This is a genomic window from Sulfurospirillum multivorans DSM 12446, from assembly GCF_000568815.1.
GTDB classification, from domain to species: Bacteria; Campylobacterota; Campylobacteria; order Campylobacterales; family Sulfurospirillaceae; genus Sulfurospirillum; species Sulfurospirillum multivorans.
On record NZ_CP007201.1, the window covers coordinates 1,948,212 to 1,974,896 of the forward strand.

27 protein-coding genes are annotated in these 26,685 nt (G+C 41.1%); 13 read left to right on the plus strand and 14 right to left on the minus strand.

Going from position 1 to position 26,685, the window contains the following annotated elements; genetic code table 11:
• Positions 1–10: 10 nt before the first annotated feature.
• Positions 11–1,129: a cell division protein FtsZ gene (gene ftsZ, locus SMUL_RS10175; RefSeq protein ID WP_025345149.1), complete on the plus strand. Its 1,119-nt coding sequence runs from the start codon at positions 11–13 to the stop codon at positions 1,127–1,129.
• A 55-nt stretch (positions 1,130–1,184) separates the two neighbouring features.
• Here the strand turns inward: ftsZ and SMUL_RS10180 are convergent, their stop codons facing one another.
• The 3 genes from SMUL_RS10180 to SMUL_RS10190 are packed head-to-tail and all read right to left on the minus strand — an operon-like array spanning position 1,185 to position 3,743.
• Positions 1,185–1,655 carry a DUF4149 domain-containing protein gene (locus tag SMUL_RS10180; RefSeq protein WP_025345150.1) on the minus strand — a complete coding sequence of 157 codons (471 nt, stop codon included), beginning with the start codon at positions 1,653–1,655 and terminating at the stop codon, positions 1,185–1,187.
• Positions 1,652–2,473, minus strand: a complete 822-nt coding sequence (gene prmC, locus SMUL_RS10185; protein ID WP_025345151.1) for a peptide chain release factor N(5)-glutamine methyltransferase — start codon at positions 2,471–2,473, stop codon at positions 1,652–1,654. Before prmC ends, SMUL_RS10180 begins: the two co-directional genes overlap by 4 nt.
• Positions 2,463–3,743 (minus strand): M48 family metallopeptidase, encoded by a 1,281-nt coding sequence (locus SMUL_RS10190; RefSeq protein ID WP_223809690.1) that lies wholly within the window; start codon positions 3,741–3,743, stop codon positions 2,463–2,465. The genes prmC and SMUL_RS10190 overlap by 11 nt, the downstream gene beginning before the upstream one ends.
• Positions 3,744–3,901: 158 nt before the next feature.
• Between SMUL_RS10190 and SMUL_RS10195 the strand changes: the two genes are divergently transcribed.
• Positions 3,902–5,512 carry a methyl-accepting chemotaxis protein gene (locus SMUL_RS10195; protein WP_025345153.1) on the plus strand — a complete coding sequence of 537 codons (1,611 nt, stop codon included), beginning with the start codon at positions 3,902–3,904 and terminating at the stop codon, positions 5,510–5,512.
• Positions 5,513–5,605: 93 nt separating this feature from the next.
• Positions 5,606–7,564, plus strand: a complete 1,959-nt coding sequence (locus SMUL_RS10200) for an ABC-F family ATP-binding cassette domain-containing protein (protein ID WP_025345154.1) — start codon at positions 5,606–5,608, stop codon at positions 7,562–7,564.
• Between the two features lie 14 nt (positions 7,565–7,578).
• Here the strand turns inward: SMUL_RS10200 and SMUL_RS10205 are convergent, their stop codons facing one another.
• The 6 genes from SMUL_RS10205 to purH form a co-directional block, all read right to left on the minus strand.
• A complete protein-coding gene (locus SMUL_RS10205) occupies positions 7,579–9,168 on the minus strand; it encodes a methyl-accepting chemotaxis protein (RefSeq protein ID WP_025345155.1) in 1,590 nt (529 codons plus the stop codon).
• Positions 9,153–9,476, minus strand: coding sequence for a hypothetical protein (locus SMUL_RS10210; RefSeq protein ID WP_025345156.1), 324 nt, complete (start codon positions 9,474–9,476; stop codon positions 9,153–9,155). The genes SMUL_RS10205 and SMUL_RS10210 overlap by 16 nt, the downstream gene beginning before the upstream one ends.
• 83 nt (positions 9,477–9,559) lie before the next feature.
• Complete coding sequence (locus SMUL_RS10215; RefSeq protein WP_038533292.1) at positions 9,560–9,856, minus strand: metal-sulfur cluster assembly factor; 297 nt, start codon at positions 9,854–9,856, stop codon at positions 9,560–9,562.
• Between the two features lie 3 nt (positions 9,857–9,859).
• Positions 9,860–11,122: a hypothetical protein gene (locus SMUL_RS10220; protein WP_025345158.1), complete on the minus strand. Its 1,263-nt coding sequence runs from the start codon at positions 11,120–11,122 to the stop codon at positions 9,860–9,862.
• Between the two features lie 4 nt (positions 11,123–11,126).
• Entirely contained in the window at positions 11,127–11,483 is a 357-nt protein-coding gene (locus SMUL_RS10225; RefSeq protein ID WP_025345159.1) for a hypothetical protein, read from the minus strand.
• Positions 11,484–11,619: 136 nt separating this feature from the next.
• A complete protein-coding gene (gene purH, locus SMUL_RS10230; protein WP_025345160.1) occupies positions 11,620–13,152 on the minus strand; it encodes a bifunctional phosphoribosylaminoimidazolecarboxamide formyltransferase/IMP cyclohydrolase in 1,533 nt (510 codons plus the stop codon).
• A 103-nt stretch (positions 13,153–13,255) separates the two neighbouring features.
• Between purH and SMUL_RS10235 the strand changes: the two genes are divergently transcribed.
• Together SMUL_RS10235 and SMUL_RS10240 are read left to right on the plus strand one after the other, a co-directional pair.
• On the plus strand, positions 13,256–13,690 hold the full coding sequence (locus tag SMUL_RS10235) for a disulfide oxidoreductase (RefSeq protein WP_025345161.1): 435 nt from the start codon (positions 13,256–13,258) through the stop codon (positions 13,688–13,690).
• Positions 13,691–13,692: 2 nt separating this feature from the next.
• A complete protein-coding gene (locus SMUL_RS10240) occupies positions 13,693–14,319 on the plus strand; it encodes a DsbA family protein (protein ID WP_025345162.1) in 627 nt (208 codons plus the stop codon).
• Positions 14,320–14,328: 9 nt separating this feature from the next.
• Here the strand turns inward: SMUL_RS10240 and SMUL_RS10245 are convergent, their stop codons facing one another.
• Positions 14,329–14,811 carry an acyl-CoA thioesterase gene (locus tag SMUL_RS10245; RefSeq protein ID WP_025345163.1) on the minus strand — a complete coding sequence of 161 codons (483 nt, stop codon included), beginning with the start codon at positions 14,809–14,811 and terminating at the stop codon, positions 14,329–14,331.
• Positions 14,812–15,564 carry a DnaJ domain-containing protein gene (locus SMUL_RS10250; RefSeq protein ID WP_025345164.1) on the minus strand — a complete coding sequence of 251 codons (753 nt, stop codon included), beginning with the start codon at positions 15,562–15,564 and terminating at the stop codon, positions 14,812–14,814.
• Between the two features lie 76 nt (positions 15,565–15,640).
• On the opposite strand from SMUL_RS10250, the gene SMUL_RS10255 reads away from it, so the two are divergent.
• The 3 genes from SMUL_RS10255 to SMUL_RS10265 all read left to right on the plus strand — a co-directional run bounded on the left by SMUL_RS10255 (position 15,641) and on the right by SMUL_RS10265 (position 18,235).
• Positions 15,641–16,780 (plus strand): MalY/PatB family protein, encoded by a 1,140-nt coding sequence (locus SMUL_RS10255; protein ID WP_025345165.1) that lies wholly within the window; start codon positions 15,641–15,643, stop codon positions 16,778–16,780.
• A 64-nt stretch (positions 16,781–16,844) separates the two neighbouring features.
• Complete coding sequence (locus SMUL_RS10260; protein ID WP_025345166.1) at positions 16,845–17,465, plus strand: NlpC/P60 family protein; 621 nt, start codon at positions 16,845–16,847, stop codon at positions 17,463–17,465.
• On the plus strand, positions 17,462–18,235 hold the full coding sequence (locus SMUL_RS10265) for an NlpC/P60 family protein (RefSeq protein WP_025345167.1): 774 nt from the start codon (positions 17,462–17,464) through the stop codon (positions 18,233–18,235). Before SMUL_RS10260 ends, SMUL_RS10265 begins: the two co-directional genes overlap by 4 nt.
• A gap of 61 nt (positions 18,236–18,296) precedes the next feature.
• On the opposite strand, the gene SMUL_RS10270 is transcribed toward SMUL_RS10265, so the two are convergent.
• The 3 genes from SMUL_RS10270 to SMUL_RS10280 form a co-directional block, all read right to left on the minus strand.
• Positions 18,297–18,548: a CPCC family cysteine-rich protein gene (locus tag SMUL_RS10270; protein WP_025345168.1), complete on the minus strand. Its 252-nt coding sequence runs from the start codon at positions 18,546–18,548 to the stop codon at positions 18,297–18,299.
• A gap of 96 nt (positions 18,549–18,644) precedes the next feature.
• On the minus strand, positions 18,645–20,846 hold the full coding sequence (purL, locus tag SMUL_RS10275; protein ID WP_025345169.1) for a phosphoribosylformylglycinamidine synthase subunit PurL: 2,202 nt from the start codon (positions 20,844–20,846) through the stop codon (positions 18,645–18,647).
• Positions 20,847–20,907: 61 nt separating this feature from the next.
• Complete coding sequence (locus SMUL_RS10280) at positions 20,908–22,794, minus strand: putative bifunctional diguanylate cyclase/phosphodiesterase (protein ID WP_025345170.1); 1,887 nt, start codon at positions 22,792–22,794, stop codon at positions 20,908–20,910.
• Between the two features lie 145 nt (positions 22,795–22,939).
• On the opposite strand from SMUL_RS10280, the gene tatB reads away from it, so the two are divergent.
• The 5 genes from tatB to SMUL_RS10305 all read left to right on the plus strand — a co-directional run bounded on the left by tatB (position 22,940) and on the right by SMUL_RS10305 (position 26,460).
• Positions 22,940–23,365, plus strand: coding sequence for a Sec-independent protein translocase protein TatB (gene tatB / locus SMUL_RS10285; protein ID WP_025345171.1), 426 nt, complete (start codon positions 22,940–22,942; stop codon positions 23,363–23,365).
• The gene (gene tatC / locus SMUL_RS10290; protein ID WP_025345172.1) at positions 23,365–24,126 is read left to right on the plus strand and encodes a twin-arginine translocase subunit TatC; all 762 of its coding nucleotides are present in this window, start codon (positions 23,365–23,367) and stop codon (positions 24,124–24,126) included. Before tatB ends, tatC begins: the two co-directional genes overlap by 1 nt.
• Positions 24,127–24,129: 3 nt before the next feature.
• Positions 24,130–25,149, plus strand: a complete 1,020-nt coding sequence (gene queA, locus SMUL_RS10295; RefSeq protein ID WP_025345173.1) for a tRNA preQ1(34) S-adenosylmethionine ribosyltransferase-isomerase QueA — start codon at positions 24,130–24,132, stop codon at positions 25,147–25,149.
• A gap of 346 nt (positions 25,150–25,495) precedes the next feature.
• Positions 25,496–25,942 carry an HNH endonuclease gene (locus SMUL_RS10300; RefSeq protein ID WP_025345174.1) on the plus strand — a complete coding sequence of 149 codons (447 nt, stop codon included), beginning with the start codon at positions 25,496–25,498 and terminating at the stop codon, positions 25,940–25,942.
• Positions 25,943–25,944: 2 nt separating this feature from the next.
• The gene (locus SMUL_RS10305; RefSeq protein WP_025345175.1) at positions 25,945–26,460 is read left to right on the plus strand and encodes an SMI1/KNR4 family protein; all 516 of its coding nucleotides are present in this window, start codon (positions 25,945–25,947) and stop codon (positions 26,458–26,460) included.
• The last annotated feature ends 225 nt before the right edge of the window (positions 26,461–26,685 follow it).

Consider the following 26,685-nt stretch of genomic DNA (forward strand, 5'->3'; position numbering starts at 1 on the left):
GGTAAGAGGTATGAACGGATTTAGCATAGAAGAATCAAAATGTGTATACGGAGCTAAAATCAAAGTTATCGGTGTTGGCGGTGGCGGTGGTAATATGATTAACCACATGGTAAGAGAAGGTATCGAAGGTATCGATCTTATCGCAGCAAACACTGACGCACAAGCCCTTGAAAATTGTTTAGCAAAGACAAAAATCCAATTGGGTAAAAAAGGACTGGGAGCTGGTATGCGCCCTGATATTGGTCGAGAATCTGCACTAGAGAGTTACGAAGAGATCAAAAGTTCTTTAGAAAAAGCGGACATTGTTTTTATCGCATCTGGCTTTGGTGGAGGCACTGGAACAGGTGCTGCGCCTGTCGTTGCACAAGCGGCTAAAGAGGTCGGTGCATTAACCGTTGCGGTTGTGACACGCCCCTTTATGTTTGAAGGTAAAAAAAGAGCTAAACTGGCAGAACTTGGCATCAATGAGCTTCGTAAAGAGAGTGATTCGATTGTAATCATCCCTAACGATAAACTTCTTGCGATTGTGGATGCCAAATTTGGCATTAAAGACAGTTTCAAAATCGTTGATGACGTCTTAAGCCGTGCTGTTAGTGGTATGAGTTTAGTTGTTCTTTCATCTGGACAAAGTGACATCAACGTTGACTTTGCTGACGTACAAACCGTTATGAGTCATCGTGGTATGGCACTGATGGGAATTGGCGAAAGTACCGGTGAAGATGCAGCGATGGAAGCGATTAAGAGTGCTATTGAGTCCCCTCTACTTGATAATCTCTCAATTAATGGTGCACTTGGCGTCTTGGTTCACTTCCAAATTCCTTCAAGCTATCCTATCACGGAAATCAGCAATGCAATGCAGCTTATTCTTGATTGTGCGGATGAAGATGCCGATGTTATCTTTGGTACAACCACCAGTGAAGATATGGAAGAAAACAGTGTCAAAGTAACCATTGTTGCAACAGGATTTGAAAATAAAGTAGAAGCTTCTAAAGAGCTCAAGATGCTTAACAGCAATCAAGAATCAATCAAAAAAGAGCGTATTTTACGCATGAAAAAAGTAAGTGGTGGCTATGAGGGACAAGATGACTATCTTGATATCCCTACGTACATCAGACACCAAATGGATTAATAAACCCCTGTATTCCCCCTCTTCTATGCAAGAGAAGAAGCCTTGGCTTCTTCTCCTATTTTTGACTTAACCAACCTCTTCTGATAAATAACCCAAATTGTGCTACCATCAAAGCTTTCATCACCCACTCACTCTGTTTGTGCATGGAAGCAAACGCTTCGGTTGTTGTTTCCATAGCGCCTAATTGTTGCGCGTGAACGATAAATGGCGTATAGTAAAAAAGAAAAAGCCCTGTTCCAACGACAATCACAAGTGATAAAAAGAATGAGAGAAAATCATAATTTTTACGCATCATAAAGACTTGCACTTCATAAATAATGCTGTAAAGTGCCGCAAAACCAATGACAAGGTTCATCTTTAAAAAAACTTGTGTCATTAAAATACCACTTTGAAAATGGCTCAAAACGCCCTCACCCAAATACTTTTGTGGGAAAAAGATCACAGGGGCAATAAATGCTCCCGCCGCAATTTCAACACCGATTGCAATGCCAAGCATCACCAAATAAATCACCATAAAACTTCTCATTGTTGCTCCTTAATCCAAAATCCACGATCTAGCCCTGCTAAATCTTTGTAAAACGCTACGTTCAAGCCTTTTTCTTTTACATGTAAAGCAATAGGCTCACGCTGGTCGTATCCCATTTCACAAACCAATGCCTTAACTTCTCTTTGTTTAAACAGATCAATAATTTGACACAACATCTCATCGCCCCTACTTCCGCCATACAGCGCTAATGAAGGTTCAAAAGAGAGCCCAATGCCTAAAGGCTCGTTATTGGCAATATAAGGAGGATTGGAGACGATCATATCAATCTTTTCTGTGACTCCATCCAAATAGCTCCCTTCCACAAAGTGAATGCGCTCATCCATGCCATGTTTTTTGGCATTGTGCACGCTTACATGTAAAGCATCACGGGAAAGATCAACCGCGGTTATGTTAGCCTTAGGAAGCAGGAGAGAGAGCATAATGGAGACAATGCCACTCCCACAACCAATCTCGACAATATGTGCTTCCTCTGGCAACGTTTTGGCAAGTTCAACGGCTTTATCGACCAGTAGTTCCGTTTCAGGTCTGGGAATCAGTACGCGCGAATCGACATCAAACTCCCTGCCGTAAAAACTAGCGTGACCTAAAATATACTCCAAAGGTTCATGGTTTGCACGACGTTTTAGAAGTTCCATAAACCGTTCATGTTCGCCACTTTCGTCATCACTATGCCCCATGATCCAACTGATCTCTTTACCCAACACTTCAGCCAAAAGGATCATCGCCTCTTTTTGAGGAATCTCTGTGACACCACGAAGTTGCTCTGCCCCTAAACGCACAAGCTCATTAATGTGCAAGCGCTTCTCCTTCATCAAAATCAAAATGCATTCCAAGCTTCTTAAGTCTTTGTGTAAGAGGTGGATGGGTAAAATAAAGTGCGATCGTTAACGGATGCGAAAGAGGAAAACTCTTATTTTCATCCGCCAATTTAACCAAGGCTGAAGCAAGGGCTTCTTTACTTTCACACTCACTGCCATACGCATCGGCTCTGTACTCATTGTAGCGACTCACAAGCCCAAAAAGAGGCATCAAAACAAACGAAAGGAGTGGCGAAAACATTAAGAAAAGTATCATCACACTGCCTGCGGATTGGTTTACATGTAACGCGTCAAAAAGCTCTTCGGGAAGGTTTCCAAAGAGTGCGAACATAAGCAACAGCATCAGCGCACTGGAGGCAATATTTTTAAGAATATCGTTGTGTTTAAAGTGACCCAGCTCATGCCCCAAAACAGCGAGCAATTCGTGTTTTTCAAGTTTTGCGATTAAGGTGTCGAACAAGACAACGCGTTTGGAACGTCCCAAACCCCCAAAATACGCATTGAGTCTGTTGTCCCGTTTACTGGCATCCAAACTAAAAACACCACTGCTTTTAAGCCCTGCTTTTTGCAAAAGTGCTTCAATGGAGCTTTTAAGACTCTCATCTTCAAGTGGAGTCAGTTTATTGAACAGAGGAACAATTACGATGGGATAGATCATATTGATAAATAAAATAACCACAAAAGCAAATAAAAATCCATAAAACCACCAATATTCATACGCCATAATAATCATACTCATCGCCCAGAAAAATGCCCCACCTAAAATCACAAACATCAACGCTGCTTTGATTTGATCGAGAATAAATGTCTTGGCATCAATCGTTGAAAAGCCAAACTTTTTATCGAGTCCAAAGGTCTGGTACAGATCAAACGGAAGCGATAAAAGATAATTAATCGCAATAAAGCTCATCACCAAAAGCACGGAACGCAATGCTTCGTTGCCCATAATGAGTGTTGCATCAAGCGTGGAGAGTCCAAACGTGATCCAACCAAAAAAGAGGATAAAATCAAACAATGTACTGACAATAGAGAATTTTTGTGAAGCGATTTTGTACTCAGCCGCCTTGACGTAATTTGCAGGGGAGAGAATAATCGCTTTGAAACTGCGTGCATTGATGACAAAACCTATCTCCATAAATGCCGCGTACAGTTTAATGAGAAGATAAATGATATAAAAGAGTGTTAAGAGTTCTAACATAGAGTCTTTTCCTTTGATAAATTGAAAGACATTATCATACCAGTTTTTCATCAATATTCCCTAAACAAATGCAACACATTTGCAACGCTAGGGTGCTATGATTTTCCAAGAAATAAGTTCTTTCTTTTTTTCTAGTAATACAACAGATAGTTTAAATATTTTATTAGGAAAATGAGTTTAGATAAACATACAACACAAAGGAGTCTCTTATGACAATTGGAAAACAACTCTTAGCCATGCTAGCCATCGCTATTGTAGGAGCCTGTACTATCTTTGGTATTAGCATCACCAAGATGGATGCTATTTACCAGGAAACGAATTATGCCAATGTAAATTCCATCCCGAGTATTGATCTTTTAAACGATACGATGCAAAACGGTTATCGATTGCGCCTCAACTTATGGGAACATATATCCAATGCCGACATGCAAGAGATGGAAAAAGCAGAAAAAGCTATCGTAAAAGTCAAAGAGAGTATTGAAGCCTCATTTAAAACCTATGAGACACTTATCACGGATGAACAAGATACAGACATGCTAGCAAAAGACAAAGAGGCACTGATCAAGGCTTTGGATATCATCGCCACTGTCATAAAACTCTCAAAAGAGGGAAAGAAAACGGAAGCAGCTGCCATCCTCAATAAAAATAGACCAAGTCTGCTTGCCTTTACAAAAGCATTGGATGCGCATATTACGTACAATATTGATGCTTCTAAAAAAGCAGCCGAGCACGCCGCAACGGTCGAGCAAAGTGCCAATATTTGGATGATTGTTATCATTTTAATCGTCGTAAGTTTGACACTTTTTCTTGGGCTGCTCATTCGTGCTAATATCATGCAAGGAGTGCATCTCATACGCGATAGCATTATCACTTTTGTTCGTACGAAAGAGCTTCGTTCGCGTATTCTTTACACTAAAAACAATGAGATCAAAGAGATCGTCGACAGCTTTAACGATCTGATTGTCACTTTGGAGCAAACTATCGTGGATGCGAAGAGTTCCTCAAACGAAAACGCCTCTGTTTCACATGAGCTCAGTACCACCAGTATGCAAATAGGTCGCAATGCAGAGCAAAGCTCTATCATTGTTGAGAATACGATACATGAGATTGAAGCTATTAAAATCTTTGTCCAAGAGACAGCAACACTCTCCGAAGGGATGAAACAAAGCATTGCCACAGCAGGAAGTCGCCTTGATAATGCCAAAAATGAGGTTATTTCACTGCGTGGAGAGATGGATCAAGCCAGCCACTCCGAATCTGCTCTGGCTCAAAAATTAGAGCAGATGAGCCATGATGCGGAACAAGTCAAACAGATCCTTACGGTCATCTCTGACATTGCCGATCAAACCAATCTTCTAGCCCTTAATGCTGCCATAGAAGCTGCACGTGCGGGAGAACATGGACGTGGATTTGCCGTGGTTGCGGATGAAGTACGAAAGTTAGCTGAACGTACACAATCTTCCCTTACAGAGATCAACGCCACCATCAATGTCATTGTCCAATCCATCGTCGATTCTTCAGAGCAGATGGGAAGAAACGCTAAAAATATTCAAAGGCTCTCCACGGTTTCCAGCGGTGTTGAAACAACCATTTTAGGAACTACACAGGTCATGGATGAGAGTGTTAATGCGGTTACGATCAGTGCTCAAAATTCTCGAAAGATTTCACAAGATACTGATAAGATCGTTGATATGGTCACCAATATCAACACCTTAACCTCACAAAATGCCAGAAGTGTTGAAGAGATCGCAGCAGCAGCAGATCACCTCTCTCGTTTGGCTGAAAATCTTAACAACAAACTCAACCAGTTCCAATCCTAGCTAAACTTCATGGGTAAAGTGTAAAAACTTTACCCTCCTTCGTTGTTCATCTTAATGGTATAATACGCGCAAAAAACGAAATGGGGCATTTATTTGGCACTTTTAGATTTAATTGGTATCAGCAAAGCCTATGAAACACAAAAAATTTTAACCAACGTTGATTTTTCTCTGCATGAAGGAGAACGCGTTGCCATCATTGGCAAAAACGGTGGTGGAAAATCAACCCTGATGAAGATCGTTTTTGGCGTGTTGGAAGCAGACGAAGGTAGACGAATTCTTCAAAAAAATGTCAAAGTCGGCATGTTAGACCAAACCCCTCGTTTTAAAGAGGGAATGAACGTCAAAGAGGCGATTGAAGAGGAGCTCAAAGAGCTCAAAACGGCGCGCCTTCGTTATGAAGAGGTTATTAAAACGTTAGAGCATGACTATCACAATGAAGCATTGCTAGCAGAACAAGCACAACTGGTTACCTTTTTAGATCTGCATGATGCGTGGAGTTTGGATGAAAAGATCGAGCAAGTTTTGCAAGAGTTTGATCTTAAACAGTTTGAACACAGCGATGTCAATCTTTTAAGCGGTGGCGAACAACGCCGTGTCACGCTTGCAGGTCTCATTCTGCAAAAACCCGATATTTTGCTTTTAGATGAACCAACCAACCATTTAGACGTTTATATGGTTGAGTTTTTAGAGCAGATAATTTTAAAGTCCAAGTTTACCCTTCTCTTCATCTCGCATGATCGATATTTTATTGATCATCTTGCCACGCGTACGATTGAAATCGATGATGGCAACGTACGAAGCTTCGAGGGAGGATACGAAAATTATCTTACATGTAAAGAGCTCTTGATCTTATCGCTGCAAAAACAGCATGAAAATCTGCTCAAATACCTCAAAGGCGAAGAAGAGTGGCTCAGACGTGGTGTTAAAGCGAGGCTTAAGCGTAACGAAGGACGTAAACAGAGGGTTTTTGAGTTGCGTGAGTCTTCCAAAAAGAACCCATCACTGGTTCGAAAACTCAAACTAGAACTTGAGCGCGAAAAGCATAATTTCAATGGTGAGAAGATCATCAACAAGCAAAAGATGCTTTTTGAGATGTACAACATCGATAAAAAGCTGGGCAATAAACTGCTGATCAAAGACTTTAGCACGCGCATTTTGCAAAAAGATCGCATTGCCATTGTCGGGAAAAATGGCGCTGGAAAATCAACCTTGCTTAAAATCTTACTGGGCGATATGAGTGTTGATGCGGGGAAATTTGATAAAGGCGAGTTTAAAGTCGGTTATTTTGACCAACAACGACTTATGTTAGATGATAACAAAAACCTTATCGAAACCTTTTGCCCCAATGGTGGCGACCGTGTCGATGTCAAAGGTAAAAACCTTCATGTTTTTGGGTATCTCAAAGACTTCCTCTTTCCCAAAGAGGATCTCAATAAAAAGATCGGCATCTTAAGCGGTGGGGAGAAAAACCGTGTGGCACTTGCCCTGCTCTTTTCGCAAGAGGTGGATTGTCTTATCCTTGATGAACCCACGAATGATTTGGATATTCCTACGATCAATATTTTAGAAGAGTACATTCAAAGCTTCGGAGGTGCGGTTATTTTTGTCAGCCATGATCGTTACTTTGTCGATAAAATTGCAAGCAAGCTGTATGTGTTTAAAGGTGAAGGGATCATTGAAGAGAGTTTTCAGGGGTATAGCGAATATTTAGAGATCGAAAAAGAGATCAAAGAGCTTGACGCCATGGAATCAGCTCAAGAAGCATCTTCTGCTGAAAAGGAAGAGCCAAAAGCGCAAAAGATGAAAGAGAGCGTGCCTACAAAGCTCAGTTACAAAGAACAACGCTCGCTTGAGACTTTGCCACTACAGATTCAAACACTAGAAGATGAAATCATCGCGATTAAAAAATGTCTTGAAGATCCTGAGTGTTATCAACAAATAGGACTTATGAAGCTGAGTCAAAATCTCGAAGAGAAAGAGGCACGCTTAGAGCCTCTAATTGAAGGGCTTTTAGAGATCGAAGAGAAAGTTGAGATGATGCAAAGAGGCTAAAAAACCTCACTGCATCAGGCTTTAAAGGTTGAAAGCGTCGTATCAAGACTCTGAGAAGACTCAAGCATTGTTTGAGAAATGCGAGAAAGTTCCCCTGCAATTTTTTCATTGTTATCGGATAAGCTCAGTGTTTTTTTCATCTGTTCCATCATTTGATTGGTCAGATGGGATATCTCAACCACTTTTTTAGAGGCTTTTTTAGAGACATCAATTGAGACTAATGTACGATTTTTGGTCTCTTCCGTCGCACTTTGAACGCCAAATGCGTTTTGGGAAATTTGGCTAATATTTTCAGCATTGACTTCCATGTTGGAACTGAGTTGCGTCACACCTTGAACAATTACCCCAATCGTCGCATCAATCTCAGCCAGTGATTTTTGGGTACGTTCAGCCAGTTTTCGCACTTCATCCGCCACAACCGCAAATCCGCGACCATGTTCCCCTGCACGGGCAGCTTCAATAGCGGCATTGAGGGCTAGCAAATTGGTCTGATCCGCAATATCTTTGATCATTGCCAACACGCCTTTAATCTGCTCAGTTTGGGCAACCACACTTTGGATCTGATGTGCCATCTCTTGCTCAGAATCACTCGCCGCATTGATTTTTTGCACCACTTCATTGAGCGATAGACTCATCGTTTCTAAAACACTAAACGAGGAGCTATTGTCTTCAACCGTATGAATCGCCAGCTCTTCGGAGAGGTCAAGATCGGCTTCAATGTCTTTCATCAAATCAAACGACATTTTAATCTGTTGAGCTTGTTCGATCACACCTTGAGAAAAGGCAACCGCATTGGAGTTGAGCATTTCACCCGTGTGTTCAACGTTTTGTGAAATTTTTTGTGAACTTAAAATGATTGATTGGATTTTCTCGATAAAAATATTGATGAACTGAGCAATCTCGCCCATTTCATCTTGACTGTTAATCTTCACGCGCGCCGTCAAATCGCCATTTCCACTTGAAAGATCACGCACACGCTCCAGTAAAATCTCCAAAGGATTGCCCACAACGCGTTTGAGTACCCACATCATGAGCACCGAAGTAATCAGCAACGAAAGGGAAAAGATACTTACCAATTTCCAACTCACATCACCAATGTATGCATCAATTTCGGCAAAAGAGAAAGTCATATCCATAACCCCTAAAACATCTCCTTTTTGAGATGTTGCATGACAGGCTAAACAATCAGGCTCAGCAATAAGAGGTTTTAAAAGTCGTAAACGGTGCCCTTTCTCATCATCAAGCGTTATATTGTGATGGGTTGGATTTTTAAAAATATTCACAACGGCGGTGTCGGTTGAAAGCTTGGCATCGATACCAAACGTATCAATCACCGCTTGTGATTGGTGAATCTTAAGCTCTTTAATCCCCTTCATCGCACCCGCTTCTTGCAATGATTTTTCAATCAAAGCACGATCTCCCAAGTTCATGGCAGCACGAACGGTCTGAAAAACCGATTGACTTAGCAAATTGAGATTATTTTCACTTTGCATTTGAGATGATTTTTTGAACTCACCAACGATGAAAAATTGTAAAACAATAAAACTACCCAATAAAAGAGGAATAAGCGTTAACCCTATTTTTAAACCTATGCCTTTGCGCATCTGTAGGCCTTTCGAACGTTCATCACATCAATTAAATTCATATCTTCGAGCATTTCATACAACTCTTCACTTCCAACATTTACATGTAAAGCAATTTTGTCCATTTCAATCGATTTAATGACACAACCGATGACGGATGACGTGATAATGAAAGAGTCTTTAATGACAAGATTGATGATGGTATCTGGATGTTGTTCATGCGTTTTTCGAATCGCCTCTTTAATCGCCTGTGCATTTGCAATTGTCTTAATCGTGCCCAAAACAGTAATATCAACATGTTCACTGTGCACTTTGGTCATTAAATCCATTACGCCTCCAAAATCAGAAATCAACCTTTATTATAGTATATTTCTCTGATTTTGGAATTAATGAATCCTTAGAATGACACAATTTAACCACATAATTCCTTTTTAACACATTCGCTCGCCATAGAGATGTTCCAAGCAGGTTCCCACACGATTTTGATCTCGCACATCTCCACCTCTTCTATCGTTAAAACCGCATCTTTCGTCCACTGCTGAATCAGCTCGTGCAGAGGGCAACCTTTGGTGGAGAGCGTCATCGTAACCAATACCTGGTTAGTGTCAATTTTAACATCGTAAATCAGCCCCAAAGCGACAATATCAAACCCAACTTCAGGGTCTATGACGGTTTCAATGGCAGCGTAAACCGCTTCTTTTGTTATCATTTTTTACTCCTTCATTTTATAGTTAAATGCGTAAAGTGCATTCAAAGCGACTAAGACCAGTGAACTTAACAGCAACACGCTTCCTAGGAAAAAAAGTCTCTCTATCTGAGTGGCAACACCACTGCACATAATCCCTACTGCAACAAACAGCATCCATGTTTGGCTGTCTGCCATCTTGGTGTGAATCATCTGATGCAACAAAGGTACTTTTTGCTTTCCAACTAAGGGTGAGAATTTCTCATACCAGATCAAAAAAGGCAAGATTTTATAGATATGCCCCACGATAAAGGAGAGTAAAAAGCCAAAGAAGAAAAGCACGCCTGAAAGGATGCCCAAATAGGCCTCTGTTAGAATAAAATAGAGCGTACATGTAAACACCGACGCGACCAAACAGACCAGTGCAAAAAGGAGATTTTTGACCCAATAATCATTCTGTTTGCGCACCCTTTGTTTTAGAATCACAGCGATTTGCACAACAAAAGAGAGCACCCCTAAAACCATGCACACAACAGCAATGCTTTGCACAAAAAGAGGAAAGGAGGCAATAAGTGCGATCATCATCAGCGTCACACCAAAACTGTGCAGATAAAATGCTCTGTTGATCCACTGCTCACTAAAGTTATGTGAGAGTGAAAACATCGGAATAAGCACCATTGAAACGCCCATAACGATCATCATCACAAATCCACCAAGGGTTCCTATGATGTGTGCTTTCACCCAAGCATCCATATCAATCGCTAAAAAACCGTGACCTAAATTAAGCCCGATCAATAAGCCTAAGCTCACCGAAATAAACAAAAAGATCGTACCCATGAGTAAAAACTTGCTTACTAAGGTGATCTTCTCTAAACGGTAAAAGGTGAGAAACACATTGAAACAAAAAATCAGCATTGAAAGGTAGGTAATAACTGCACCGTAAGGAATCAGCAGATGAAACTCAGCAAAGCTAAATCCGCTGACCATCAGTGAAAAGCCAATAACGTACATGTAAAACTGCACATAAGCAAAATCTTTGGAAAAAATGGGCGCTTCAAGCACGACAGGCAACAGCTGATACATTGCCCCAAAGATAATCATCATCACAAATCCCAGCAGATAAAGATGTGAAAATGCTGCAAGGGATGAAGAGATGATATAGCCTGAGATGTCAGAACTCATTGACAAAAGTGCCACACCACTGAGCGTTAAAAAGAGAATTCCTGCGATAAAAAAGTGCGCGACCAAGACAAACGGTGGTGCCATCTCCGTGGCAAGTGAGACGTTCATGCTCTCATCCTGCGCACTGTTTTTGGCTAAGATCTACTTTGTCACTCATACCCTCTTTGTATGAAAAGATAAGTTGGAGTTTACCACCATCAAGTTCGCTCACTTCAATGTCGTAAAAGGGTTGCACTTTGGCAAGCAAACCTACAGGAGAGCGGTGGTTGATCATCACCACTTTTTTCGTAGGCGCATCTAAAAGCTCAAGGGCGATCATCGCATTGACCATCGGTTCGGGTGGCACACATGTTGAAGTATCGAAGCTAATAAACTCTATTCCTTCTTGAAAATAGGTGAAAAAAGGAACCGTTGCATTGTTTACATGTAAAAGCGTTGCGTCGCTTGGGAAGCTGTTTGAAGTCATCATCGTTTCATCCTTTGTTTTGATGAAACTATAATGCAAAGCGAAGTTAATTTCCTTAATCTACATCAAGAAAAAGACAAATTATATCTGATTTAAAAAAGAAAGAGAGAGCCTTTGTTCAAGGCTCTTGTAGAAGATATTAATGTAAAAAGTGTCTCACACCTGTAAAGTACAGTGCCATACCATGCTCATTTGCCGCGGCGATGACATCCTCATCACGAATGCTGCCCCCTGGTTCAATGATTGCTTTAACACCCGCTGCAGCTGCGGCATCAATACTATCACGGAAGGGGAAGAATGCTTCACTCGCCAACGCTGCGCCACTCACATCAATGCCCATCTCCTCAGCTTTGCGAAGAGCGGCTTTGGCAGCATCCACACGACTCGTCATGCCCATACCAATCGCCACCATTGAACTGTCTTTGACATAAACAACACAGTTTGATTTGGTCAAACTTGCCACTTTATAGGCAATTTCAAGATCGCTAAGCTCTTGTTTGGAAGCGGTTCTGCTTGTCAAACATTTTGCATTTTTGATCTCATCGTCATTCACCATGTCACTCTCTTGGAACACAAAACCACCATCGACGTGTTTAAAGTCATACGCATCTTCGCTAAGAACAAGGTATTTGCTCTCTTGCGTAAAGATTTTGATGCGTTTTTTAGCATCAAACACATGCAATGCATCGTCATCGACATTGGCCGCGATGATGACTTCGACAAAAATTTCATTGATTTTCTCAGCTAATGCTTTATTGAGTGTTCCATTGATCGCCACAACACCACCATACGCTGAAACAGGGTCACATTTGAGGGCTTTGATGTAACTGTCTAACAGATCGCCACCAATGGCAAAACCGCAAGGATTGGCGTGTTTAATGATGCACACCGCAGGCGCATCGCCAAAGGATGCGGCGATTTTAACCGCACCGTTGATGTCCGTCATATTATTAAAACTGGCTTCGCCTTTGAGGGTTTTAAAATTATTGGTAAAGAAGTAGTCAAACTCGTACAAAGAGCCCTTTTGATGCGGGTTTTCACCGTAACGGGTATCGAACGCTTTGGTGCCTACGATGAACTGTTTCTCCCCAAAACCATTGTTAAAACGTTTGTTCATATAGTTGGCAATCATGCTGTCATACGCACCTGTGTGCTCGAACGCTTTGATCATTAAATCGCGTCTAAATTCTAATGTATTTTTGCCAGATTTTAGTGCTTCAATCACGTTGTCATAGTCCAAAACATCGGTTACGATCAATACATCATTAAAGTTTTTTGCCGCACTGCGCACCATCGCAGGACCGCCGATGTCGATGTTTTCGATAATCTCATCAAAATCTTCGGTCTTCGTAATGGTCTCTTTAAACGGATACAGATTGACACACACAAGATCGATTCCTTCAATGCCATGCTCTTTGGCTAGCTTTACATGTAAAGGTAAATCCCTACGGTGCAAAATGCCTCCGTGGATAAGGGGGTTGAGCGTTTTCACACGTCCGTCAAACATCTCAGGAAACTTGGTCACTTCACTGATCTCCAAAGCTTTCACACCCTCTTCGCTTAAAAGTTTATAGGTTCCACCCGTTGAAATGATCTCAAAACCCAACGTCACCAAATCCTTGGCAAACTCCACAATCCCCGTTTTATCGCTGACACTAATTAACGCTCTCACACTCGTCCTTTTTATCTATGTTTATAATTTATTGATGTTTTTATTTTACAATACGTTCCTTTTAGGACGTATTAAATACAATAGTCAAAATTTTGGAGTTTTAATGAATCAAACACAAAAGTCGTCAAACATGCTTTTTATACTGCTTTTTTTTGCATGGATCGTTTCGATGGTTGCAACACTTGGAAGCCTCTTTTTCAGTGAAGTCATGATGTTCCCCCCCTGTGTGATGTGTTGGTATCAACGCATTTGCATGTACCCATTAGCAATTATTTTTCTCGTCGCACTTTTCAGTAACGATAAAAATGTATTTAAATACGCTATGCCACTCGTCCTTCTAGGACTTTTCTTTGCCATTTACCAAAACTTGCTCTACTTTGGCATCATTCCAGAAACGCTCGCTCCGTGTTCTCAAGGGGTTTCATGCACGAGTGATTATATCAACTGGTTTGGATTTATCACAATTCAATTTCTCTCACTGGTCGCATTTGCACTTATTTTTGTTATCTTAATTTTCATCAAACGAAAGGCTTCTTAACCATGAAAAAACAGACCCTTATTATCGCTTCGCTCTTTGTTCTTGTGCTTCTTTTTGTTGGAGGAAGCTACGTTTATAAAAATGCTGACCATTCGGTTTCCAATGAAAAAACCTCGGCTCTTGTGAGACCTCACGCTTATGTTCTTGGCAATCCCAATGCCAAAACCACAATTGTCGAGTTTTTTGACCCCGCGTGCGGTACATGTAAAAGTTTTTACCCGTTTGTCAAAAACATTCTCAAACAAAATCCTGACAAACTCAAACTCGTATTGCGTTACGCGCCTTTTCATACCGACTCTTACTACGTCGTTGCGATGATCGAAGCGGCACGTTTGCAAGGCAAATACCTTGAAGCGCTCGAAGTCATTTACAAATACCAAGACAAATGGGCAAGCCACGGCACGCCCAATATTGGACTGATTTGGGGATTTTTACCCGAAGTGGGAATTGACATCGAGAAATTAAAAGATGATATGAAAAAACCTGAGATTGACGCGCTGATCAAACAAGATATAGAAGACACCAAAACCCTAGGCGTCAAAGCAACCCCAGAGTTTTTTGTTAATGGCAAGCCCCTGGTCAAATTTGGGAAACAAGAGTTAGAAGAGCTTATCGCCTCCGAACTCTAGAGATCACCCCTAATTTTGGGGTGTAATCTCATTGTAGCCATGAAGTCTGATGTCGCGACGACGTTTGCCATCATGGTAACGTCTCTTTTCCACATCGGTTTCTGGCACTAACGCAGGAACAGGTTTGGGACGTCCGTTCTCATCCACTGCGACCATTGTGAAAAAACAACTGTTCGTATGCGTTGCAATCCCTTTTTGGATGTTCTCCGCAATAACTTTAATGCCCACTTCCATCGATGTTTTGCCCGTAAAATTCACACTGGCTAAAAATGTCACCAGCCTCCCCACAGGAATCGCCTGTTTGAAAATGACCTGATCCACCGACATCGTCACAACGTACCCTCCACAATAACGTGCAGCACAGGCGTAAGCCACTTGATCGAGAAGCTTTAACAGGTCTCCTCCGTGCACATTGCCCGAAAAATTGGCTTTATCGGGTGTCATTAATACCGACATACTTAAGGTGTGCTTCTCAAAAGGGGTTGTTAGCATCTAATTTTTTTCCTTTTTTATCATCTCATACGCTTCATTAATTTCCTGAAGCTTCGTCGTTGCAGCATCAATGATGCTTTGATCTTTCCCCTGCCCCATCAAAATATCAGGATGGTACTCTTTGACCAAAGCGCGGTACTTTTTCTTAATGCTCTCCATATCTTCGCTTGGATCTGCGCCTAAAACGTCATAGGCATTTTTTATTCCCATCTGCGCTTTGGAGGCTTTATTGGCGTAAAATTGCTCAAACGCAGCGATAAGTTTTTCAAAATCAGCGCGTTTGATCATGAGTGCACCCGCGATATCTTCGGTGATCATCAGCTCCGCTTGCGAAAAACTGTTGTCGATGAAGGCAAGATTGAGCAGATACTCCATCACTTTGAGACGTTTGGTATAGTCATTTTGGGTGAGTTTGAGGTATTTTTGAGAAACTATAAGCGTGTTATCAAAGCTTTGCATCTCTTTTTCATAGATTACTTTAAGCGCTTCACGAATGCTTTCACTGTTTTCAAACACACGAGCGATATCACTAAACGTATGCTTTAAAAGCTCCGCTTCCAGTTCGCAAACCCTGCCATCCGCTTTCGCGACTTTTGCCATCAATGAAACCAAAAGCCCAGCCTCATGCTCAGCCAAATCGCCTTTAAGGGTCTGTTTTACATCAACATTGATGTGCTGATACGCTTCAGTTTGATAGTTTTTTGTTAACAAATAAAACACTACAATAACGACTGCAATAATGATATAGGTCATTTTTTCACCTTTACATGTAAAACGAAATTTTGGCAAATATGCTACAATCATTACACTAAAAATAAGGACAATTTGAATGTTTAATTTCGATGAAATCGTAGATAGGACTAAAACACCTTGCGAGAAATGGGACAAATACAAAGACCAAGACATCATCCCTGCATGGGTTGCCGATATGGATTTCAAATCGCCTCCGTGCGTTATCGAAGCCCTTCAAAAAAGAGTCGCTGAGGGTGTTTTTGGTTATACCGGCATTGATGATGAAACCTACGATGCGATCATTGCCTTTTTGAAACGTCATTACAACTGGGAGATCAAAAAAGAGTGGATTTTGTTTACCCATGGGGTTGTCAGCAGTATGAATGTCGCGTGCATGGCGGTGGAGGGACAAAGTGTGATGACCACAACACCCATTTATCCCCATTTTATCAAAGCACCTAAACATGCAGGAAAAGAGGTTTTAGCCATTGCAATGAAAGAGGAAAACAACCGCTGGGTGCTTGATTACGAGGCGATGGAGAGAGCGATAACGCCTACATGTAAACTCTTTATGCTCTGCAATCCTTACAATCCAGCAGGAACGGTTTTTACATGTAAAGAGTTGGAGAGACTTGGCGCTTTTTGTTTAAAACACGACCTTACCATCTGTTCGGATGAGATTCATGCCGATCTGCTTTTGAGTTCAGAGGCGAAACATATCCCCATAGCATCCTTAAGCGAAGCGCTTGCTCAAAAGAGCATTACGCTGATGGCGCCGAGTAAAACGTTTAACATTGCAGGTCTTCAAGCCTCTTTTGCCATCATCCCCAATGCTGAGCTTCGCAAACGTTTTCAAAAGACGATGGGAAGTATGGTCGGTGGTATTAATATTTTGGGTATTACCGTGCTTAAAGCCGCTTACCTTGAAGGCGATGCATGGCTGGCTGAACTTCGTGTTTATTTAGCTGAAAACCTCAAAATGGTTCAAGAGTTTGTCGCGCGCAATCCTCAGCTAAAACTCTTGGGTCAAGAAGCAACCTTTCTCGCATGGATCGACGCATCGGCTTTACATGTAAAGAGTCCGTACGCATTTTTCGTGCAACACGGTGTTGGGCTAAGCGATGGAGAACCCTTTGGTGATAAAAATTTTGTACGTCTCAACTTTGGAACTCCAAAAAGTGTTTTAGAAGAAATTTTAAAGCGAATGCAAAAAGCGATGGATAGCCTAAACATATAAAATGTATTCCAAGTTTTTAGGAAAAAATCGTTACTATAATAAAAGAACTATGATGAGGATTTGAATGAGACTGTATCTATTGGCACTGTGTGCCTGCGCATTTTTACTGAGCGGTTGTGCTCAAAAAGAGTTAACACAAAACGCTCCTGAACTTCCACAGGTTAAAGACGACACACCCAAACGCCAAGAGATCATCAAAACAGCGCTTAAATACCAAGGCAAACCCAACGGTGGCGACTGTTCAGGCTTTGTAAGCTTAGTCAATAAAGAGAGCACGCAGCCCTTCTTTAGCGCAGCAGAGCTCAATGATTATTTTGAAGATGCAAGACGTTCGCTTGCGATCTACAATCTTTTAGAAGATCAAAAGCGCCTCTACCACGAGAAACCCAAAGAGGGAGACCTGATCTTTTTTGCCAATACGATTAAGAAGTATGCCAAGGCGAAAAAAAGTGTCGATAATATCACCCACATCGGTATCATCACGAAAATTGACTCTGATGAAACCGTCCATTTTATTCACCATACCAAAGGAAAAAATTTGATTAGCCAAATGAATCTTAACTATCCAACGGTCACGATGAACGACACAAAAGTCGTCAACTCCTACATGGAAAAATGCCCCAAAGATGAAGGGCATAAATGTTTAGCGCCTGCTTATTTTAGCGCGTATGGGAGCATCAAATGAGACGCTGGATCGCATTGGGTGCTGTAGCGCTTCTACTCGCAGGATGTGCGCAACAAGCACGCATTGAGACACCCGCGCTTCCTATGGCTGAGATTCCTACTCCAACGGAAGAGAAAATCTACCTTGGTGAAAAACCTTCTAATGATTTTTTCTTAAAACAAGACCGTGAAGGTTTTGACTTGCGTCCCGTGCCTGAACTCTCTACGCGTGAAGCCATCGTGCAAAATGCCCTGTTGTATTTGGGCAAACGTGACGGAGGCGACTGCTCAGGCTTTGTGAGTCTTGTCAACTACAAAACAGGAACGCCTTTTTTCAACGACAAAGAGCTCAGCCAAAGTTTCGACAATGCCAGAAAATCACGCGCCATGTTCAACCTTATGTCTAAAAAAGGCAACGCATACGAAACACGCCTTCCCAACCTTGGCGACCTCGTCTTTTTTGAAAACACTGAGCGCAAACCTGCGGTAAAAACAAAAACTAAGGGAAAAGGTAAAGAAAAAGTAGCCGTCAAACAACCTGCAGTTCAGGTCGCTGAAAATATTACTCACGTGGGAATTGTCACGAAAGTCGAGCCCGATGGAACGGTTGAATTTATCCACCACTCTAATGGCAAAAATGTTTTGGATTATATGAACTTTAACTATCCGATGCTGACCAACAAAGATGGCAAAGTCATCAACACCTATATGAAACGCTGCCCCTCCAAAAAAGGCGCGGCACAACCTCAATGTATGAATATCGCCTTTTTCGTGGCGTATGGGACGTTTTAGGATTTACATGTAAAAAGTGGTTTTAATCATAAAACCACTTTATTTTCAAACTTTTTAAAAACTAATCAATCCCTTGCATTTCATCTTCCTTGGGTCGTCTAACATGTATAACCATTTCTTTTTCAGATGCTCCAAATAATTTGAAATTTCTTTGTGCTCTTAGTAAACTAAATTCATTAGCTCCAGCACCATAAGTAGAATCTTCTAGTTGCATAAAATCATCCTCCCAAAAACATACTGGGCAGATAACATAACTACCATTAGGCTTTTCACCAAAAGTATAATAACCACAACAAGGACATTTATATTTCATTGCAAATTTCCTTTTAAAGAAGCTTTCTTACATGTAAAAAAATTTGGGATAATTTTTCGGATAGAAAAGAGGTGTTTTCGCACCTCTTGAAGATTGTTAAATGTCTTGCTCGATCACTTCTTGGAAACGGTTAAAATACCGCTCAGAAATTGCTTCAACACTTTTTGAAATATCATTACATGTAAAGCTACTTCCTCCGATAGTTCCGATTTTTGTAACATTCAAACCAATGGTTTTAGCCATTGCTTCAAAGCCTGCTTCATCGTTGACTTCGACAAGTGCGCGAGAGAAACTCTCTGCAAAAATGTCTTTGGAATCGTTACATGGTAGTTTACATGTAACGCCTTTTCCACTTTTAGCGACCATTTTAGCCAGAGCAATAGCGATACCACCCACATTGACATCTTTGGCTGCGTTTAAATAACCTTTTTTATTGGCTTCGATGACCAATTCCCACAGTTTCAACTCTTTGTCATAATCAAGCTCCGAAAGAGTGCCTTCAACTTTGCCAAAAAGCTCTTTCATGTACAAGCTTCCACCAAAATCACTTTTGGTCTCACCGATGAGATAAATCGAAGCGCCCTCTTTTTGGAAACTTGAAGGAAGTGTTTTCGTCGCATCATCATTCAAGCCCACCATTACGATTGCAGGGGTTGGGAAAACACCCACGCCATTCGTTTCGTTATAAAGCGATACGTTACCACTGACAACAGGCGTGTTCAACTTCGCGCATGCCTCTTTGATGCCATAACAGCCTTGTGCAAACTGCCACATAACTTCAGGGTTTTCAGGGTTTCCGTAGTTCAAACAATCGGTAATGGCTAAAGGACGTGCGCCACTCATCGCAACATTTCTTCCACTCTCAGCCACCGCAGCAGCAGCACCCATTTTAGGGTCGATGTAGTTATAACGTGGGTTACAGTCACTGCTCATCGAAAGTGCTTTACCATTTTCCTTGATGCGAATCACACTCGCATCCAAACTACCTGGTGCTTTGATCGTATTGGTTTGTACCGTTGAATCGTATTGATCAAAAATCCATGATTTATCACTGACTTCGACGGAATTTAAAAGCGTATCAAACGCTTTTTGGTTGTCTACTTTTGCAAAGTCATTGATCGTTGTGTTTTTAATCGTTGCAAGATACGCTGGCTCTTTGGTTGGTCTGTCATAAATTGGCGCTTGCTCGCTGACAGGTTGTACTGGCATATCGGCAACTTTTTCACCATGCCAGAAAAGCTCCATGTTTCCAGTCGCCGTTACTTCACCGATGATTTCAGCGTTGAGATCCCATTTTCTAAAGATGTCAACAACTTTGTCTTCATACCCTTTTTTCGCACAAATGAGCATTCGCTCTTGAGATTCTGAGAGCATAAATTCAAAGGGTTGCATGCCCTCTTCGCGTGCTGGAACTTTGTCCAAGTGCATGATCATACCGCTTCCACTTCGTCCTGCCATCTCGAATGAACTTGAAGTCAATCCCGCAGCACCCATATCTTGAATACCCACGATGTAGTCTGTTTTAAAGAGTTCTAAACACGCTTCTAGAAGAAGTTTTTCAGCAAATGGATCGCCTACTTGAACGGTTGGGCGTAGGCTTTTGTTGGCTTCAGTAAAGCTATCGCTTGCCATAACCGCGCCACCAAGCCCATCACGACCTGTTTTTGAACCAACATAAACAACTGGGTTACCAAGACCTTCAGCTTTTCCGTAAAAAATCTCATCACTTTTTGCAAGACCTAGTGTAAATGCGTTAACCAAGATATTGCCATTGTAACTCTCATCAAAGAACGTCTCGCCACCGATGGTAGGAACACCCATACAGTTACCGTATCCGCCGATACCTGCAACAACACCACGTACGAGGTAGCGTTGATGATGCGATGTGTCGTCATTATTCGTCACATTGCCAAAACGAAGAGAGTTCATATTGGCCACAGGACGCGCACCCATCGTGAAAACATCTCTTAAAATGCCGCCAACACCCGTTGCTGCACCTTGGTAAGGCTCGATGAAGCTTGGGTGGTTGTGAGATTCCATCTTAAAGACTGCCGCCATGCCATCGCCTACATCGATAACACCCGCATTTTCACCCGGTCCTTGAATAACCCAAGGAGCCTTCGTTGGAAAACCATTCAGATATTTTTTACTGGATTTATACGAGCAGTGCTCACTCCACATGGATGAGAAGATACCGATCTCTAGCATATTAGGCTCACGTCCTAAAATGTTCAAAATATTTTCATATTCGTCTTTGGTTAACTTATGTTTTTTTAACACTGCGTCTAAATTTTCCATGGATTATCGCCCTATGTGATGTAATTAAAATGAGATTATTGTACAAAAAAGGAGCTAAAAGTTAGTTTTGATGCAAAAAGCTCTCCAACGCTTCCGCGCTCATGGGTTTTGCAAACAGGAACCCTTGCATGCTGTCGCATCCATTATCGATTAAAAACGCTTTTTGCTCCTCAGTCTCCACACCTTCGGCCAAAACTTCCAGCTCCAAGGTTTTACCAAGCGCAATGATCGCTTTTGAGATTGCTTGATCGTCTCTATCACGCGGTAAATCGCGTATAAAAGAGCGGTCAATTTTGAGTTTATGCAGGGGTAATTGTTTGAGATAACTGAGAGACGAATAGCCAGTTCCAAAATCATCAATCGAGATTTTATAGCCCAAATTTTCAAGTTTTTGCAATGTTTTGGAAGATTGCATCGGGTTGTTCATAAAACTGCTCTCCGTGACTTCAAGTTCAATGCTGAGCGCACTCACTTCTATTTTTTGGCGTATCGCCTCGATCTGCTCGATAAAATCTTCTTCTTCAATCTGAACATTGGAGATATTAATCGCGATGATGCCATTGAAAAAATTCTCGTCTTGCCATCGTTTCGCCTGCTCCAACGCTTTTTTGAAAATAAACAATCCAAGGGGGATAATAAGTCTGGTCTCTTCCGCCCTTGCAATGAAATTGTAAGGAGAGAGTAAGCCCTTCACAGGGTGTTGCCACCGAACAAGCGCCTCCATGCCAATAATGGCATTGCTATGAAGATTGATCTGCGGTTGATAATGCAGGATAAATTCATCGTTTTCAATGGCATGTTTGAGATCGTTGTCAAATTTTGAGATCGTTAAAAGGTGCTCCGTCATCGATGACATATAAAAAAGATAGTTTTTCGTGGGGTGAGTTTTAGCTTCATACATGGCTGTATCGGCATTTTTAAAGAGTGCTTCAAAACTTTTCCCATCATGGGGACAACACGCAACACCGATGCTCACACTAAGCTTAAACTGCTCATCGGAAATGGCAATGGGCGCATCCAACCCTTTGATGAGTTTTTGGCACAATGCCTCTACATGTAAAGCTTCATTGCTTAAGATGACAAACTCATCACCACCGACGCAGGCAATAAAATCAGAAGGATTCAACACTGATTTTAACCGTTCGGCTACTACTTGAATCACTTTATCGCCTATCGTGTGTCCATACATATCGTTAATGGTTTTGAAACGATCCAAGTCTAAAAACAAAAAGCACAACGACGACTCTTCCATTAAGCGCTGTTCGAGTTCTTGCCTAAGGTATACACGATTGGGAAGTTTGGTTAGCGTATCGTTATGGGCTAGAAAAAGCATGTCTCTTTGGGCATTTTTACGATCACTGATGTCACGATGGGTTCCTGCAAGGCGAAGCGGTGCACCTGTTTTTGCATTGCGTTCCACCACAGCACCAGACCCCTCGATCCAAACCCAATGCCCATCCTTGTGACGCATACGAAACTCTACCACATAAGGTTGATGGTGCTTTATGGTATTTTCAACCGCTTTATGGGTCAGCATACGATCTTCAGGATGAATGCGCTCCTCCCAATCGGTAACATCATCCTCAATATCTTCGCGTTTTAATCCTAAAAAAGAGAGCCATTGGTCGTTGACAATATGGTGTTGATGCACGTAGTCCCAATCCCAATACCCAAGATTGGCTCCTTGAATCACATATTCCAAACGCTCTTCATGCACTTGAAGCTTTTTTTGCATCATCTCCAACTCCGTCACTGTCGCACGAATCAGCCCGTAAAGCAGCAATGAAGTGACAATAATAAAAAAAAGCCCTTTGTAAGTCTGAATAAGCGTTAGATAAGCAACATTATCGATCAAAGACTCGACCAAACGATCAGAAAAGAGAATCCACAGTGTCGCGAAAAGTGCATAAATAAGAACAATACGTAACGGACTGATACGAATGTGCATTCTCTTACCTCTGTTGGGGAGTTTTTGGGCAAAGCTTGTCACTACTATTTGACTCTATTATATCCCACGTTCGTGACATTTATACTCTTTTGATCAAAATTCAGATAAAATCCAACTTCAATTTAACTTCAAGGCGGTGCCTTTCATGTTTGGTATGGGAATAGGAGAAATCCTTCTTATCGCAATTATTGCTATTATATTTTTAGGACCAGAGAAGCTTCCCGACGCTATGGTCAAAGGTGCAAAATTTTTCAAATCCTTTAAGAACAGCATCAATGATGTCAAAAGCAGTTTTGAGCAAGAGATGAAAATTCAAGAGCTTAAAGATGAAGCGCTTACGTATAAGAAAAAACTTGATGAAGCAGCGAGTAGTGTACGTAAAGTCATTACGTTTGATGAACTTGAAGAGATCAAAAAAACAACCCAAGGGGTTAATGACTCCTTAAAAGAGCTCGAAAGCAGTATCAAAGAGAGTGCTGCTCTTGAGACACCGTCACCTGTAGTACCTGAACCGATCCCCGTTCAAGTGATCGAAACACCCAAAGAGACAAAAAAAGAGGAAAATGTATAATGTTTGATGAGTTAAAGCCCCATTTAGCAGAACTTCGTAAAAGACTCTCTATTTCACTGCTCGTTATCCTTGTCATGTTTCTTATCTGCTTTGCATTTTGGCAACCTATTCTTGCATGGATGATAGCCCCGCTTAAAGCCGTACTCCCAGAGGGAAGCAATGTCATTTTTACCGGCGTTCAAGAACCTTTTTTCACCGCAATGAAAGTCGCTTTCTTTGCAGGATTTGTTCTCTCTTTGCCTGTTATTTTTTGGCAATTTTGGCTTTTTGTTGCCCCAGGACTTTATGACAATGAGAAAAAGTTAGTCATACCTTTTGTGCTTGCCGCAACGATAATGTTTGCCATAGGAGCCTCTTTTTGTTACTACATTGTTGTACCACTCGCCTTTGGCTTTTTAATCGGCTTTGGTAGTGCTCTGTTTACTGCACTTCCTAGCATTGGCGAATACGTAGGATTTTTTACCAAATTCTTAGTCGGTTTTGGTCTCTCGTTTGAAATGCCTGTTGTCATCTTTTTCTTTGCAAAACTTGGACTGGTAGACGACAAAGGATTAAAAGAGTTTTTCCGTTATGCCGTTGTGATTATCTTTGTACTTGCAGGTATTTTAACACCTCCTGATGTTTTATCACAGTTTTTAATGGCAGGACCACTGTTAATTCTTTATGGAATTTCCATCTTTGTTGCAAAAACAGTTAATCCGTACATTCCACCTGAAAATGATGACACAGAAGAAGAGCCTGAAACAAAGAGTGAGGAATAGACCATAGACCCGCTTTTAAAATCGACCTACGACTACACGCTTCCACCAGAGCTGATCGCCACACATCCGGTTGAACCCAGAGATGAGGCGAGGCTTTTGGTGTTTGATCGCCACAACGGACGCATCACGCACACACTTTTTAAACATCTCTTTGACTTTTTACCCTCAGACATTGCCGTCCTACTCAATGACACCAAAGTCATTAAAGCACGTGTTTTTGGCAAAAAGCAGAGTGGCGGAGAGGTCGAAGTCCTTCTCAATGCACCTTTGCAAGACAATCTTTATTCGGTATACATCAAAGGTCGTGTAAAAGTTGGAACAAAGCTCTTTTTTGATGAAAAAATGGAAGCAGAGATTAGAGAACTCAAAGAAGATGGCACGCGCGTCGTTGCCTTTTTTCAAGCAGAAAAAGCTCTGCACACCCAAGCGCTTTTTGATGTTTTAGAAAAAATTGGACACATTCCACTCCCACCCTACATCAAACGTGAAGACACAGACGAAGACAGTGTGGATTACCAAACGGTGTTTGCCAAAGAGCAAGGTGCCGTGGCTGCACCAACGGCTTCCTTGCACTTTACCGATGCAATGTTTGAAGCATTAAAAAAGCGTTACGAAACCCACTTTTTAACCTTACATGTGGGTGCTGGAACGTTTAAACCCGTCGAAGCCGAACACATTCACGATCATGTCATGCACTCTGAGATTTACGCCATTCCCTCTCTTACATGTAAACGCATTGAAAGCCCAAAAAACATCTTAGCCGTGGGAACAACGGTCACTCGAACGGTAGAGTATTTTGCCAGAACGAAAGAGCCCATGGGCAAATGCGATCTCTTCTTACACCCACAAAATCCCCCACTTCGCGTCAACCACCTCCTAACCAACTTTCATCTTCCTAAATCAACGCTGATCATGCTAGTCGCCTCATTTATAGGCATCGAAAAAACGCTTGAACTCTACGAAGAAGCTGTCAAAGAGAAGTACCGTTTCTTCTCTTATGGCGATGCAATGTTGATCGTTTAAAAAGGTTTTACAGCTCTTTTTCATTGAACATTTTTTTAGGGGTGCTAAACTTTTAACTTTTTGGTAGTTTCTATAAAAAAGTGTAATTTTTGGAGATAAATATCTTTACATGTAAAGGTTAAAAATTAAATGAGAATATGTTAGATAGAATTTTCTATCTAACATCTAAATAGATGTTTGCTGAGTCAAAAGTTAAAAGTTTAGCTCCGACCCCTATTTTTTAGCTCCGACCCCTATTTTTTACGATGCAAAAGAGATAAGAAACACGCTTGAAGACGTTTACGGCAAGGAAAATGTTACATCAACAACAGTTGTCAATGACCCATTACAACGAGTAAATTCAAATTTGGATAAAGGGGTAGAAGTCGTTACAGACGCCTATGGTAATAAAGCGGTTAAAGTTGATTATATTGATCCTACAACTGGAGAACTATCAAAAGCAAATATACCATATGATTCAACAGGGTTAGCGATATTTGATGATGTGGCAAAATATATCACAACCATCACAAAGCCTGAGGGATATGAAATGATGACTGATGCTGCTAGACGAACAGCTGAAATGAAACAAGCGACTTTAGATTTAAAAGATGCGATTAATAGTGGCAAGGTGAATGCAAATCAGTTTACAGCTCAACAGCTTTATGATATCCAATCAGGTAGTGACAGAATTTTTGGTTATACTTGGCATCACAATGCCCAATCAGCACCAAATAACATGCAGTTGGTGCCTTATGATATTCATAAAGAAGTTACACATATTGGTGAAGCAAGTTTAAGTAAAGGAAAATAAATATGAAAGATATAGCAGTTTATAGAGATTATGGAAAAATTGATTCTAAAGTTATTATTGATTTTGCGAAAAGTATGGATGTCATATTTCCTAATTCTTATATTGAGCTTTTATCACAGCATAATGCACTTACACCTTTAAATTCCTATGCTAGTTTTGTAGATATTGATGGGGGAGAAGGACTATGTGGCGTTTCATTTTTTGGTTTCGGATATCAAAAAATTGAAGTCTACGACGAAGAAAGTTTAGCATTATTTCAAAACTCATTAGGACCAAGCGCTGCGATAGAGAGGAGCCAACCAGATGAATATATATCCAAACATATTATTGCTATTGGATGTACAGGTGCTGGCGATTATATATGCTTTGATTACCGCAAAGACCCGACTTCATCTGAACCAGAAGTAGTATTTATGTATCACGACCTCTACATAAAAGATGAACAAGAAAATCCTAAAATGGCTATATCAAAAATAGCCAATAATTTTGAAGAGTTTATAGATATGTTGCATGAATAATATACAATTTATACAAAAAATTAATGCCATTTCTAAAGAGAAAACACTTTACATGTAAAGATAAAAAAAGAAAAAGTAGCCTCGTATCATTCAAAATCCACTCAAAAAGAGCTTTTGGATAGTATTATACAAAGAGTTCAATGATATGTTGGAATTAGCCAAGACCATGAAAAGTGAATCTGAGGGACAGTTAAGCAGTCGAACCCAAAAGCTCGAGTGGAAACA